The sequence below is a fragment of the Candidatus Thermokryptus mobilis genome, from assembly GCF_900070205.1.
In the GTDB taxonomy this organism is placed as follows: Bacteria; Bacteroidota; Ignavibacteria; order Kryptoniales; family Kryptoniaceae; genus Kryptonium; species Kryptonium mobile.
Window position 1 is genome coordinate 1 of sequence record NZ_FAOO01000012.1, and the last position, 13,697, is coordinate 13,697.

At 39.0% G+C, this 13,697-nt stretch carries 15 protein-coding genes; 6 read left to right on the forward strand and 9 right to left on the reverse strand.

Going from position 1 to position 13,697, the window contains the following annotated elements:
* Window positions 1-456, reverse strand: a 456-nt coding sequence (locus FKZ43_RS08210; protein WP_320415055.1) for a glycosyltransferase, incomplete at its 3' end; no start/stop codon positions are given.
* Window positions 457-529: 73 nt separating this feature from the next.
* Here FKZ43_RS08210 and sdhC point away from each other — a divergent pair.
* From sdhC to FKZ43_RS08230, 4 genes are read left to right on the forward strand one after another with little or no spacing between them, the layout of a single operon-like run.
* Window positions 530-955: a succinate dehydrogenase, cytochrome b556 subunit gene (sdhC, locus tag FKZ43_RS08215; protein ID WP_140945407.1), complete on the forward strand. Its 426-nt coding sequence runs from the start codon at window positions 530-532 to the stop codon at window positions 953-955.
* A 35-nt stretch (window positions 956-990) separates the two neighbouring features.
* Window positions 991-1,344 carry a succinate dehydrogenase, hydrophobic membrane anchor protein gene (sdhD, locus tag FKZ43_RS08220; RefSeq protein ID WP_140945408.1) on the forward strand — a complete coding sequence of 118 codons (354 nt, stop codon included), beginning with the start codon at window positions 991-993 and terminating at the stop codon, window positions 1,342-1,344.
* A gap of 34 nt (window positions 1,345-1,378) precedes the next feature.
* Window positions 1,379-3,136 carry a succinate dehydrogenase flavoprotein subunit gene (gene sdhA / locus FKZ43_RS08225; RefSeq protein WP_140945409.1) on the forward strand — a complete coding sequence of 586 codons (1,758 nt, stop codon included), beginning with the start codon at window positions 1,379-1,381 and terminating at the stop codon, window positions 3,134-3,136.
* Between the two features lie 20 nt (window positions 3,137-3,156).
* Window positions 3,157-3,882, forward strand: coding sequence for a succinate dehydrogenase iron-sulfur subunit (locus FKZ43_RS08230; RefSeq protein ID WP_140945410.1), 726 nt, complete (start codon window positions 3,157-3,159; stop codon window positions 3,880-3,882).
* Window positions 3,883-3,914: 32 nt separating this feature from the next.
* Here FKZ43_RS08230 and FKZ43_RS08235 read toward each other — a convergent pair whose 3' ends face one another.
* The gene (locus FKZ43_RS08235) at window positions 3,915-4,199 is read right to left on the reverse strand and encodes a DUF971 domain-containing protein (RefSeq protein WP_140945411.1); all 285 of its coding nucleotides are present in this window, start codon (window positions 4,197-4,199) and stop codon (window positions 3,915-3,917) included.
* 76 nt (window positions 4,200-4,275) lie between these two features.
* On the opposite strand from FKZ43_RS08235, the gene FKZ43_RS08240 reads away from it, so the two are divergent.
* Both FKZ43_RS08240 and FKZ43_RS08245 read left to right on the forward strand, forming a co-directional pair.
* Complete coding sequence (locus FKZ43_RS08240; RefSeq protein ID WP_140945412.1) at window positions 4,276-5,499, forward strand: radical SAM protein; 1,224 nt, start codon at window positions 4,276-4,278, stop codon at window positions 5,497-5,499.
* A 20-nt stretch (window positions 5,500-5,519) separates the two neighbouring features.
* Complete coding sequence (locus tag FKZ43_RS08245; protein WP_140945413.1) at window positions 5,520-7,061, forward strand: SLC13 family permease; 1,542 nt, start codon at window positions 5,520-5,522, stop codon at window positions 7,059-7,061.
* A 4-nt stretch (window positions 7,062-7,065) separates the two neighbouring features.
* Here the strand turns inward: FKZ43_RS08245 and FKZ43_RS08250 are convergent, their stop codons facing one another.
* The 7 genes from FKZ43_RS08250 to FKZ43_RS08280 all read right to left on the reverse strand — a co-directional run bounded on the left by FKZ43_RS08250 (window position 7,066) and on the right by FKZ43_RS08280 (window position 13,578).
* Window positions 7,066-8,049: a 2-hydroxyacid dehydrogenase gene (locus FKZ43_RS08250; protein WP_140945414.1), complete on the reverse strand. Its 984-nt coding sequence runs from the start codon at window positions 8,047-8,049 to the stop codon at window positions 7,066-7,068.
* A gap of 21 nt (window positions 8,050-8,070) precedes the next feature.
* Window positions 8,071-8,637, reverse strand: a complete 567-nt coding sequence (locus tag FKZ43_RS08255; RefSeq protein WP_140945415.1) for a macro domain-containing protein — start codon at window positions 8,635-8,637, stop codon at window positions 8,071-8,073.
* 3 nt (window positions 8,638-8,640) lie between these two features.
* The gene (locus tag FKZ43_RS08260; protein ID WP_235894723.1) at window positions 8,641-9,267 is read right to left on the reverse strand and encodes a DNA-3-methyladenine glycosylase; all 627 of its coding nucleotides are present in this window, start codon (window positions 9,265-9,267) and stop codon (window positions 8,641-8,643) included.
* Window positions 9,264-10,874, reverse strand: coding sequence for an acetaldehyde dehydrogenase (acetylating) (locus tag FKZ43_RS08265; RefSeq protein WP_140945416.1), 1,611 nt, complete (start codon window positions 10,872-10,874; stop codon window positions 9,264-9,266). The genes FKZ43_RS08260 and FKZ43_RS08265 overlap by 4 nt, the downstream gene beginning before the upstream one ends.
* Window positions 10,875-10,892: 18 nt before the next feature.
* Window positions 10,893-11,354 carry a PPC domain-containing DNA-binding protein gene (locus FKZ43_RS08270; protein ID WP_235894724.1) on the reverse strand — a complete coding sequence of 154 codons (462 nt, stop codon included), beginning with the start codon at window positions 11,352-11,354 and terminating at the stop codon, window positions 10,893-10,895.
* A 2-nt stretch (window positions 11,355-11,356) separates the two neighbouring features.
* On the reverse strand, window positions 11,357-12,403 hold the full coding sequence (gene ruvB, locus FKZ43_RS08275) for a Holliday junction branch migration DNA helicase RuvB (protein ID WP_140945418.1): 1,047 nt from the start codon (window positions 12,401-12,403) through the stop codon (window positions 11,357-11,359).
* A gap of 110 nt (window positions 12,404-12,513) precedes the next feature.
* Window positions 12,514-13,578 carry a T9SS type A sorting domain-containing protein gene (locus tag FKZ43_RS08280; RefSeq protein WP_140945419.1) on the reverse strand — a complete coding sequence of 355 codons (1,065 nt, stop codon included), beginning with the start codon at window positions 13,576-13,578 and terminating at the stop codon, window positions 12,514-12,516.
* Window positions 13,579-13,697 lie beyond the last annotated feature (119 nt).

Genomic DNA, 13,697 nt, shown 5'->3' on the forward strand with positions numbered 1-13,697 from the left:
CCATCCTGAGACGAGATCAAAACCCTCATTAAGTTTTTTTAAAAGATTAGGAATTTCACGTGGATCGTCTTGAAGGTCCGCATCCATAGTTATTATGACATCGCCTTTAGCGTGTTCAAATCCAACTGCAAGAGCAGCTGATTTACCATAATTTCTCCTGAAACTTATAAATTTGACATTTTTATCACCCTTTCTAATTTTTTTGATAACATCAAGGGAGCCATCATCAGAGCCATCGTCAACAAAAATGATTTCATAATTGTATTTGTTCTCCCTAACTACATTAATTATTTGCTGATATAGTTCTGGAAGCGATTCAACTTCGTTATACAAAGGTATGACAATTGAGATAAGCGGGGTGTTTCTTTTTGTCGTTTTCCTTCGTTCAGACATATTAAAGCTTATAGGCGTTAATTTTTCTACTTTTAAAGATAAGATGAAGGAAAATCTTTTCAAAATTTTAGTTGATATTGTTTTTTTATTTTTTTAAATTTTTGATGAAAACAAACAAAACTAATGGAGCACTTGCATGAAACCGATAAAAACAAAAGAAGGTTACTTCAAGCTTGTCGCCTCCTACAAAAAAGAATCAGGGGGATGGGCGTGGATAATTCACAGAATTTCTGGAATCGCCCTTACTGCTTATCTTTACCTCCACATCTACGCTCTATCAACTTTAACCAAAGGCAAAGAAGCCTTTGACGCCGAAATGGCTTTGTTTCAAAAACCATTATTCAAGTTTCTTGAGTGGATACTTTTTGCATTTGTTCTTGCACACACGCTCAACGGAATAAGAATTGTCCTCGTTGACTTTGGAAAAGGCGCATTTTATCATAAGAAAGCTTTCGCCTATTTGATGGTTATAGGAATAATCGCTTTTCTTGTGATGGGTTATTTCATCTTCAGCCACGAAATACATCAAGCATTTGCCAGCAAAATTATTCCACTTGGTTAAATTCAAGAACCTAAAACAAAACATGGGTTTTCAATATGTCATTTAAATACTACGGTTCAAGAAAAAGCGGTTCAATTGGGTGGTTGCTCCAAAGGATAACAGGTATATTTCTGATATTTGCAATGGTTGGACATTATATCCTTATGCATTATTCGCCAGAGACGGGACATTCATATGATCAGTCGGTTATGAGATTTTCAAACGCATATTGGAAGATGTTTTACCTGACATTTATAACCTTGGGCTTATGGCATGGTTTAAACGGGATATGGTCCATTTTAAGGGACTATAAAATGAAGCCCTGGGTTGCTATTACTCTTTATGGAATAATAGTTGTTTCTGGAATTGCTTTTTGGGTTTTAGGTGTAAGCACAGCATTAAGTTTTTAAGCACTTTAAAACAAAATTTCAAGAGGTGTAAAAAATGATCCATCAATATGATGCAGTAATTGTTGGCGCTGGGGGCGCTGGACTTAGAGCAGCACTTGAAATCCCCGAAGGTTATTCCTGTGCAGTCCTAACAAAGGTTTATCCAACAAGGTCTCACACCGGAACTGCCCAAGGTGGCGTATGTGCAGCACTTGGAAACGAAGAAGATGACTCCTGGGAATATCACTTCTTTGACACAGTTAAAGGTAGCGATTTCCTTGGAGACCAGGACGCAATTGAAATAATGTGTCAGGATGCCATCCGTGCTATAATTGAGCTTGAACATATGGGAATGCCTTTTTCAAGAAACGAAAAAGGACTTATCGCACAAAGACCTTTCGGCGGTCATACAAAACCTAAAGACCCAAATAATCCTTTCGGTGAAAGGGTTCCGGTAAAAAGGGCTTGTTTCTCGGCGGATAGAACAGGTCATGTTATGCTTCAGACACTTTATGAAAACTGTATTAAGCGTGGAGTTAAATTTTTCCCGGAATTTTTCGTCACCGATTTAATTGTTCAAGATAACATAGCCCGAGGCGTTGTAGCAATTGAAATCCCAACAGGTGAAATACATGTCTTTCACGCTAAAACTGTTATGTTTGCAACTGGCGGATATGGAAGGGTTTACAGGATAACTTCAAATGCTGTCGTTGGAACAGGCGATGGCTTCGCAATTTCCTATAGGAGAGGTATCCCGCTTGAAGATATGGAATTCGTTCAGTTTCATCCCACAGGTCTGTGGCGCCTTGGGATACTCGTCTCTGAAGCTGCAAGGGGTGAAGGTGGTGTGCTGAGGAATAAGCTTGGCGAAAGGTTTATGGAAAGATACGCCCCGACAATCAAAGACCTTGCGCCAAGGGATGTGATATCAAGAGCAATGTATACTGAAATAAGAGAAGGTCGTGGAATAGAGGGTCCAGATGGAACGCATTATCTTCTACTTGACTTAACTCACCTTGGTCCTGAGATTATAAACAAAAAACTCCCCGAGATAACTGGCTTTGCAAGAATTTATCTTGGCGTTGATCCAACCAAAGAACCAATCCCTGTTCAACCGACAACGCACTATGCAATGGGTGGAATACCAACAAATATTGATGCTGAAGTTGTGATTGACGATAAGGGAACAAAGGTTGAAGGATTTTATGCTGCTGGTGAGGTCGCTTGTGTTTCTGTGCATGGGGCTAACCGACTTGGCACAAACTCACTACTTGATATAATTGTCTTCGGTCGTCGTGGTGGAAAGAAAATGGCTGAATATATCAAAGAACACGACTTCCCAACGCTACCAAAAGACGCGGATGAATGGACGAGAAAAACAATTGAAAGAATACTTAACAGCAATGGAAAAGAGCGTGTCTCAAGGATAAGAAAAGAACTTCAAGAGGTGATGATGGATAAGGTTTCGGTTTTCAGGACCGGAGAGAGCATAAAAGAAGCGATAGACAAAATCAAGGAATTGAAAGAAAGATACAAGGAAGTTAAAATTGATGACAAGGGCAAAAGATTTAACACCGATCTTATTGAAGCCATTGAGCTTGAAAATTTGCTTGACACAGCGGAAGCGATTGCCTATAGTGCTTTGAACAGAACAGAAAGCCGAGGCGCACACTACCGCGAGGACTATCCCAAGCGTGATGACCAAAACTGGCTGAAACACACACTCATTTATAAAAATGAAAATAAAGAACCAATCATAAAATATAAACCCGTGGTCATAACAAAAATTCCACCAATGGAAAGAAAATATTAAAAAATCACAAGGGGATTAAAATGAAAGTCACATTCAGAATTTTCAGATTCAACCCCGAAACAGATAAAGAACCTTATTATAAGGACTATGAAGTTGAAGCCGACCCAAAGGATAGAGTCGTTGATGTTCTTCATTACATAAAAAATGAAATTGACGGAACTCTAACTTTTAGACGCTCTTGCCTTCACGGGATATGCGGTTCGGATGGCATGAGAATTAACGGGAAGAATATGCTCGCATGTTCAATACTTCTTCAGGACCTTGGATATTCAGATAAAAATAAAATGTATAAAAAGCCTATTGTAATTGAGCCACTCCCTGGAATGCCTATAATCAAAGACCTTGTCACTGACTTCACTGACTTTTGGAAAAAGTATGAAGCTGTTAAACCATATTTAATCACAAAAACACCTCCACCAGAAAGAGAACGTCTTCAAAGCCCAGAAGATGCTGAACTTTTAATGGAAGCTTCAAAATGCATCCTTTGTGCCTGCTGTACGACAAGTTGCCCATCAACTTGGTCAAATGATAATTACCTCGGACCAGCTGCACTACTTAAAGCTTACAGGTTCATATTTGACTCAAGAGATGATGCAGCGGATGAACGACTTGATATTATTGATTCACCAGATGGGATTTGGCGCTGTCATACGATTTTCCATTGCGTCCAAGCTTGCCCGAAAGAAATCAATATCACTTGGCATATTTCGCAATTGAAGAAAAAACTCGTTGAACGCGAAATTTAAAAACCAAAGGGCGGTCCTTAAACCGCCCTTTTTTATTCCTCCTTTAACAAGCGAAGATAATCAAAACTGTATATCCCTGTGTTATGTCCATCCCCCCAAGTTATTTGTATCGCATAATTTCCAACTAAATTTACCTCTTTTATATCATAAGCCGATACAGATAACTCAACATCCCTTCCGCTTTCTCTTTCTGCGGAACAAGTTGCACACGGGCACATTTTTCGCAAAAAACTTAAACTGAAAATGTCCTCGTGTCCATCATTCCAACTAAATCTAAGCTTATCCCCAACTCTTTCAATCTTTATCGGATATAACATTTGTTAAAAATTTTTTTGTTTTTAAATTTACCTTGTAAAGTTAAAAACGCCAGAACAAAAAATTCAACTTATCCGTATGGAAAAAGTAAGCGAAAATGTCACAAAAACTCTGATCCCTGGGATTGGGAATGTTTATTTCAACTTACAAAAATACTCAACGACTATATCTGAGGAACATCAATTCATCTACTACTTTGATGCAGAGGGGAAATTCATGGGTGGTTTCTTCAACGGCATAAGCTATAGAAGAGGACTTGATAACAGGATGATGAAAAAATTTTTTGATGAAGATAAATTTAAAGTCAAGATTTTCGTTGATGAAAATGAAAAAAGAAAAATCATAAACGATGTGATTGAAAGGGTTGAAAGGATAAAAAGATATGTCAGTGAAAACGATGAGGTCGTTAAACGACTTGAAGATATTTTACGCTGGGATTACGATGCGCTCCAAAAAGACGCAATCAAATTTCTTTCAATTTACAAACCAATAAGCATCCTCCCACCCGATCAATATCTCTCGCTCGTTCTCCAGCCAGCGGAAGGATGTTCCTGGAACAAGTGCACATTCTGCAGTTTCTACCAAGACAGAAGATTTAGGGTAAAATCACCCGATGAATTTAAAGAGCATATAAAAAAAGTAAAAGAATTTTTCGGTAGAGCCATCGGTTTGAGAAAATCAATTTTTCTTGGCGACGCAAATGCCTTGATAATACCACAAAAACGTTTGATTGAACTTTTAAAAATCATCCACGATGAATTCCCAATCTCAAAAAACATCTCAAACCTTGAATTTTCGTTTGATGGTATTTACTCTTTCCTTGACATCTTTGGTGCTGAAAGGAAAAATCTTCAGGAATATATTGAGCTGAAAAATTTCCATGTCAAAAGAATTTACATAGGGCTTGAAACTGGCGACTCTGAACTTTTCAAATATCTTAATAAACCTGGCTCACCGGATGAATGCGTTGATGTCGTTGAGACAATTAAAAAAGCTGGGATAAATGTTGGGATAATAGTCCTTGCCGGTGCCGGCGGTGACAAATTTTATGAAGCGCACATAAAGAATACTATTGAAACAATCCTAAAAATGCCATTTTCAAACGGAGATATAATTTACCTTTCACCTCTTGTCCTTGACGAAGCAGATGAATATGTCAAACTGATGAATGAACTTGGGGCGAGAACATTAAATAAGTTTGAAATAGCAGAGCAAATAAACCGCATCAAAGAAGGTCTTAAAAATTTAACACAACAAGGCGTCAAAGTTACAATTTACGATATCCAAGAGTTCCTCTACTAATAAATAGAACTCACTAAAAGATGGAATTTGAAAGGGTCAAAGGGAACATCGGCTTTTTTCTCGGTTTAGCTTTTTTCGTTTTAATTATCCTAATTCCGATACCACAAGTGTTTATTGAACATGCAAAACTAAAAATTCAAGTATCAGAAGTAAACGCTGATGTATTAAAACTTGCTTATAGCATGAAAGTCGTCCTCGCCCTACTTATTTTGATGGTAACTTGGTGGATTAGTGAAGCTGTTCCAATCCCTGTGACATCTCTTTTGCCAGGCGTTATACTTCCTTTGTTTCATACTTACGGTTTTCATGATGGGGGATTCATTGAATTAAACGGGAGAAATGTTTTTATGAACTATGCTAACCCGATAATTTTTCTATTTCTTGCTGGATTTTTGATAGCTGGGGCAATGCAAAAGTGGGGACTTGACAGAAGAATAGCACTTTGGATTTTGACACGAGGTGAAATTTCACAAAGCCCCGGGAAAATTCTCTTCGGCTTGATCGTTGCTTCAGCTTTTATCTCAATGTGGGTTTCAAACACAGCGACAACAGCTATGATGCTACCAATAGCGCTTGGGATTTTAAACAAACTAAATGTTGATCAAACATCAAAATTTGCCAAGGCAATTATGCTCGGTGTCGCTTTCGCATCATCAATCGGGGGTGTTGGGACAATAATTGGAACACCACCAAATGGGATAGCTGTATCAATCTTATCAAAGGAAAAAATTGTGCATATAAACTTTCTCAAATGGATGAGTTTTGGAATCCCGTTCGTGATATTTGCGCTACCAATACTTTGGCTCGTGCTCAAACTTACATTTAGGTTTAGTTTCAAGTTCAATGAAGAAATAAAAGAACTGCTCATCTCTGAAAAAAATAATCTTGGCAAACTTTCAAAAGCAGAAAAATTAACGCTTTCCGTCTTCATTCTTACAGCTTTACTTTGGATAACTAACCCCTTTTGGAACTTGATTCCTCTAATTGGAGAAAAACTTGAATGGTTTGATGAGTATCTGATAGCCGTTTTTGGCTGTATAATTTTATTCGCCCTGCCGATAAATTTTTCAGAAAGAAAATTTATCCTTGATTGGAAGGATTCAAAATATGTGGATTGGGGGACATTGCTTTTGTTTGGCGGAGGTATTGCTCTATCAGATGCCTTATTCAAAACGGGACTTGCAAGTGTCATAGCAAGTGAATTTATTAAAACTTTCGGCAAACCATCACCATTTTCCCTTGTACTCGTGATTGTGATTTTTATGGATCTTCTCACAGAGGTGACATCAAACACAGCTGTAACATCAATGATGGTTCCAGTTTTAATTTCAATTTGTTCGGGTCTTGGGATAGAGCCAACCGTTGTTGTCATTCCAGCAACGATTGCAGCATCAATGGCTTTTATGCTTCCCGTAGCAACACCACCAAACGCGCTGGTTTATGGTTCAAGATATGTGACATTAAAAGATATGATAAAAGCCGGCTTCATATTGGACATAGTTGCTTGGTTTTACATCACCATTTACTTCTATGTGTTAAATCTACTCGGCTTCAAAATCTAAACCTCTATTTTGACAAAACCTCTGGATTGACAATATTTGCTGGGATTTTCCCAGATAAAGCTTTCACTATATTTTCAGCAGCGACTATGGACATTTTCGTTCTCGCTTCAACAGTTGCGCTTCCTATGTGTGGCGTCAAAACTACATTTTCAAGCTCAATTAACTCTTTCGGAACGCTTGGCTCAAACTCAAAGACATCAAGCCCAGCCCCTGCTAACTTGCCTTTTTTAAGCGCCTTTATCAAAGCTTTCTCATAAACAACCTCACCGCGAGATGTGTTGATAAGATATGCCCCTTTTTTCATTAAATTTATCTCCCTTTCACCAATCAAATGCCTTGTCTTAGGCGTCAAAGGAACATGGATCGTAACTATATCTGAATTTTTAAGTAATGTCTCAAGCCCAACTTTTTTTGCCCCAACTTCTTCTTCAAGTATTTCATTTTTATGCGTGTTAAAGTAAAGGACTTTCATCTTAAATCCCTTTGCTCTCAATCCAACAGCGGTTCCAATTCTACCAGCGCCAATTATCCCGAGCGTTTTCCCAGCAAGTTCAGTTCCAAGCAATAACATTGGAGCCCATCCCTTAAAACGCCCACGACGAACAAACTTATCCGCTTCAACAATTCTCCTTGTAACAGCTAAAATCAACGCCCAAGTCAAATCAGCAGTTGCATCTGTAAGAACCCCAGGTGTATTCGTCACGATAATTCCACGCTTCGTCGCCTCATCAACATCAATATTATTGAAACCGACAGCATAATTTGATATTACTTTACATCTGTCCATGTTTGAGATTACCTCTGCGTCAATTCTATCACTCAAAAGACAAAGAACAGCATCAACCCCACGAACCATCTTTACAAGTTCATTATGTGTTAAATTTCTATCCCTCGTATTCACAATCACATTTTTAAAGTTCTTCTTCAAAATATCAAGTCCTTGCTTTGGAATTTCACGGGTTACAAGTATTGTAAAGTCCTTTTTCATAGCCTTTCCCATCTTAATTTGTTAAGAAACCTTTTGAAAACGGGACTTAAATTCCTCAACGAAAGCATTTAAAGTCGGTTCATCAAAAAGACAGAACCTTATTTCTTCAACACTTGTATCAGGATTTTCTTCAAGAAAGTGAACGACTGTACCAATTAAAATTTTTGCGCATCTTTCCTTTGGGAAACCGAAAATACCAGCACTTATCGCCGGGAAAGAGATTGATTTCAATTTTCTTTCATCGGCGATTTTCAAACTTGAAACGACGGCGCTTTCAAGCTTTTCATCTTCCCCACTAGTGCCACCTCTCCAAATTGGTCCGACAGCGTGGATGACAAATTTTGCAGGCAACTTCCCAGCCCCCGTTATAGCTGCGCTTCCAGTTGGAACATAACCAATTTTGTTGCTTTCCTCTTGAATTTCATATCCACCTTTTCTAACTATCGCACCTGCTACGCCACCGCCATGATGTAAGTGCTCATTCGCTGCATTAACTATAGCGTCAACAACTTCCTCCGTTATATCACCGTGAACTATGCGGATTATTTTACCTTTAATGTTCGTTTCATATAAAACTTTGTTTGGCATTTTTCACCTCAACTTTATTTTTACCTTTGAGACAAAAGGATTATCCCTGATGAAAAATCTCCACTTTCTGTCAAGCCCACTTTTTATCCCGATCCTTTCGCTTCTCCCGATTTCAAACTTCTCTTCCATCAAAGGACGAGAGATGAAAATTTCATCCCCAAGCAACGAAACGCCATTGAACCTTTTATCAATTTTAAACGCTTGACAAAATTTTGCTGGACCATTTGTTAGATTATATATGTCTTCAACACCACGAAATTTCTTCATTAACTCAACCCCACAAATTGGCTCAACAGCCCTTATCAAAACAGCAGATGGAAATCCTTCTCTTTCAGTCACAACATTAAAACAATAGTGCATCCCATAAGTGAAATAGACATATGCGTGTCCGCCTTGAAGGTACATTATTTTGTTCCTTTGTGTTTGCCCTCCAAAAGCATGGCTTGCGGGGTCATCTTCTCCAATATACGCCTCCGTCTCAACAATTTTTCCTGCAAGAATTCTATCCCCGAGTTTCCTTACTATGATCTTGCCGAGAAGCTCTCTTGCTATTTTCAATGTCGGTTGTAAATAGAACCCAATATCAAGCTTCCTCTCAATAAAATCTCGTATCAACTTCATAATGCTCATTTAGAAATTTGCGACTGGAATTCACGAATGATTCTTTCTATCTCCTCTTCACTTATCCCAGAGCCGTAAATTTTTTTCTCACTTTCAACGGTTTTCTCCTTTGCCCACATCGGCGGATTACCCGCCTTCAACTTTATCCTTTCCTCAATCTCTTCAATTATGTTTTTCACATCCCTTTTAATTTCGGGGGAGCTGGAAAATCTTTTTGCATATGAGATTTGAATTCTGTTACCCTCAATATCGTGAAGTGGCAAAAGCTCATAGGCAAGACGTTTTATCTGAATTAAATGTTTCGCCGTCACATTTTCAGAAATAATAGAATGACCCAAAGTTCCTGGACCAAGGGTCATTGACGGATCAAGCCCCGTCGTAAATCCAACGGCTCCAAGTGCAGCTACCGTGTTAACGAGAACTCTAAAAGCTGGTTTTTCAAGAGCAAACTTTACAATTATATCTGGGTCACTTGAATGTATAACCATCGTATGTCCGAGCCCTCCAAATTCAAGAAGTTCAATACATCTGTGGCAACCCTCCCGCCAACCGTCAACAGTGTAAAAGGCAAGTATTGGTGAAAGTTTTTCAACTGAAAGAGGATATTGTCTCCCAACACCTTCAAGTTCAGCAATCAACACAGTTGTTTGTTCAGGAACCGAAAAACCTGCCTTTTGCGCAATATATGCAGCTGGCTTACCGACAATCTCAGGGTTTATTCCACCTTGTGGTGTCAGTATTATCTTTTCAAGCTTCGCCTTCTCATCTGGATCGCAAAAATAAGCCCCTTTTTTCCTAAACTCGTAAATAACTTGTTCCCTTATAGGCGAGTCACAAACAACAGCATTTTCAGCCGAACAGAGCGTTCCATAGTCAAATGTCTTACCAAAGACAATATCGGCAACCGCTTTCTTTATATTCGCGGTCCTCTCAATAAACGCGGGAACATTACCCGAACCAACCCCATAAGCTGGCTTTCCAATGCTGTAAACCATCTTAACCATCTGCGTGCTCCCAGTGGCAAGTATCAATGAAACTTCACGATGTTTTAGAAGTTCCATTGTCCCTTCAATTGCAACCTCAGTCATACACTGGAACAAATTTCTCGGTGCGCCAGCCCTTTCAGCTGCGCTTTGCATTATCTGAATCGCCTCATAAGTGCACTTAACAGCTCTCGGGTGAGGACTTACAACAAGTGCATTTCTTGTCTTCGCAGAAATCAGGGCTTTAAACATTGCTGTTGAAGTCGGATTTGTCGTCGGAATTAAAGCTGCTATAACACCCATCGGCTCAGCAATTTCAACGACCCTTTTCTCCTTATCGTAATTTATGACGCCAACTGTTTTTAAATCCTTTATGGATTCGTATGTAAACTTCGTTGCAAACTCATTTTTCAATTTCTTGTCCTCCCATTTACCAATCCCGGTTTCTTCAACAGCAAGCTTCGCAAGTCGTTCCGATGCCTCATATCCAGCTTCAAACATTGCACGAACTATTTTATCAACCTGTTCCTGAGAATAGCTTTTGTATTCAAGAAATGCCTCTTTCGCTTTTGAAACAAGTTCTCGCGCTTGTTGAATTGAAATTAAATCCTTATGCGCTAAATCAATCGGCATATCATTTCAGTTTTGTTTTCACTCCATTAAAATTGTCTTCGGATGCCAAAGCGACAAACCAGAACTTTCATCAAAAACCCTTTCAAGGATTTCCCCCTCGTACTCCTCTATAAAAATCTCGCAAGCGAAAACGACCGTTCCTATCATCAAATGCCCGCCGAAACATTTACCCTCTTCATCCGCAAGTGTTATATGACAATGAACAAACGGCTGACCATTAAGTAAGCTCACATTGCCAGTGCAATTTAAAATTTCCATTGGTTTGTTAAGTTCATGATTGTAATATTTTTTCTCAGTTTGATTGTAATATGCAACCACTGCTTTCTTAACGGCACCTATAGCTGTAACTTTGCCAATTTTTATACCCTCCTCCCTGCAAATTTTGGTGATTGAATCAAGTAAATCAGCCCCCTCCGGAAGACGACCGATGTAAGTTCTGCGAATTGAGTATTGTTTCCTTGACATTAAAAATTTCTCCATTTTTAGTTATCAAATAAGCCAGGTTGCTTTTCAGAGCGCGTTTTTATAAAACCGAAATGCCTGTATGCAAGCTCCGTTGCAACCCTACCACGAGGAGTTCTCTTGATAAACCCTTCCTGAATTAAATATGGCTCATAAACCTCCTCAATTGTGCCCTCCTCTTCACCAACAGCAACAGCTATAGTTCCTATACCAACTGGACCACCGTTGTATTTTTCTATTATCGTTAAAAGAATTCTCTTATCCATATCATCAAGTCCGTGCTCATCAACATCAAGTGCTTTAAGAGCATATTCAGCGACCTCCTTAGTTATCACGCCACCATATTCGGCAAGATTTTTATCAGCTTGAGCGAAATCCCTTGATCTTTTCAATAACCTGTTCGCTATCCTCGGTGTCCCCCTTGACCTTCGCGCTATTTCATAAGCGCCTTCTTCAGTTATCTGGATTTGCAAAATCTTTGCCGAACGCTTTATGATTTGACAAAGTTCATCGGGTGTATAATAATCAAGCCGAGCACTTATGCCAAACCTCGCCCTCAATGGAGCAGTTAAAAGCCCAGCCCTGGTAGTTGCACCCACAAGCGTAAACCTAGGCAAATTTAACTTAACACTTCTCGCATTAGGACCAGTATCTATCACTATATCAATTTTAAAATCCTCCATCGCAGAATAAAGATATTCCTCAACTACCGGACTAAGGCGATGAATCTCGTCAATAAAAAGAACTTCCCTATCACTTAAACTTGTCAAAATCCCAGCAAGGTCACCAGGTTTCTCAATGACAGGACCTGAGGTCACTTTTATTCCAACCCCAAGTTCATTTGCAATTATATAAGCAAGTGTTGTCTTACCAAGCCCCGGAGGACCAGTCAAAAGCACATGGTCAAGGGGTTCCTCCCTCATTTTAGCAGCCTGTATGAAAACCTTCAAATTATTGACAATTTTTTCCTGCCCGACAAAGTCGTCAAATTTTAAAGGTCTTAATTGCTGATCAACCTCAACATCAATCTCAAGCTTTTCAGGGTTTGTATAACCTGCTCTTGGCATAAAGATAAGCTTGCCTTGTTTTTGCTTAATTTAAAAACAATCGGAGAGAATATCAACTTTATCCCCCGCTAAAAAATAAAAGGGGCGGTTTTTAAACCGCCCCGTATAAACTACTTCACAAACATAAGCTTCTTACTTTCAACAAATTTACCAGCCCTCAATGTGTAAATGTATGTCCCACTTGCAAGGTCCTTGGCATCAAAAATAACTTTATATCTCCCCGCTTCAAGTTCTTCATCAACAAGTGTCGCAACTTCCTGCCCAAGGATAGTATAAATTTTTAAACTAACTTTCTGCCTCTCCGGAATTGAAAATTCAATCGTCGTGCTCGGGTTAAATGGATTCGGATAATTCTGCTTCAGCTCATAACCAACAGGAATTTCATCGCCAATCTTTTCAACCTTCAAAGGAATAACAGGAAGCGTCCCCTGATAAACCCATTTATCAACAGTCCAACCATAATATGATTGCGTGTAAAGATTTTTCTTCTCATCAAACTTCACATCATAAGGCGAAGTGTAGCCAGATGCATTTCCTGGCGTTGTCCCATCCGTTCTGGTGCTATAACCCCCGGTCATAATGTAATTCCATTTAGCAATATCAATAGTGTCAATCGGCTCGCCCGTCGTCCCGCTTACAACATAAATCCTTCCATAAGGATATCCCATTGATAAAGGCGAGGGTCTCCAAACAGCACAAGCTATAAATAAAAGATTATTCTCGTCTAAATACTCTAAACCGATCGGCGTTCCTTTCCACATAGAAGAACCACCTGTATCAGCTTCACCGAGTTGGAAATTAAACTTTGAGTCAACTTGATAACCGGTTTGAGGTGAGCCGACATATTTAACAACTTTCCTTTCTGTTGTGTCACTATAGGACACAAACAACCACGAACCATCGCTATTTACTTCTATACCTTTGTAAACCCCATCCGGAAGGTCAATTTTTAAAATTGGCGTCGCGGTATGCGTTATCCAAGCATTTGGATCACTTTTGATTGACGGAAAGATTTTAATGTCATCATCTCGGCCATAACTACTATCGTTAATTACATAAACTCTCCCTTGAGAATCAAGATCAAGCGCAAAGATTATATTATCTCCCGTTTCAAGCCGATAGGGGGTTGGCAAAATTGTGTCGCCTGTGAATTTGAAAACAAGAATGTTGTGCATATCATCATTTAAAGGAAAAAAAGAATTGTTATAATTGTGCGCATGACACCACCAAGTTTTATTTTTTATTCAAGCACAATTTAAATAAGCCCAATTTTAATGTCAAGAGAAAAGGTATG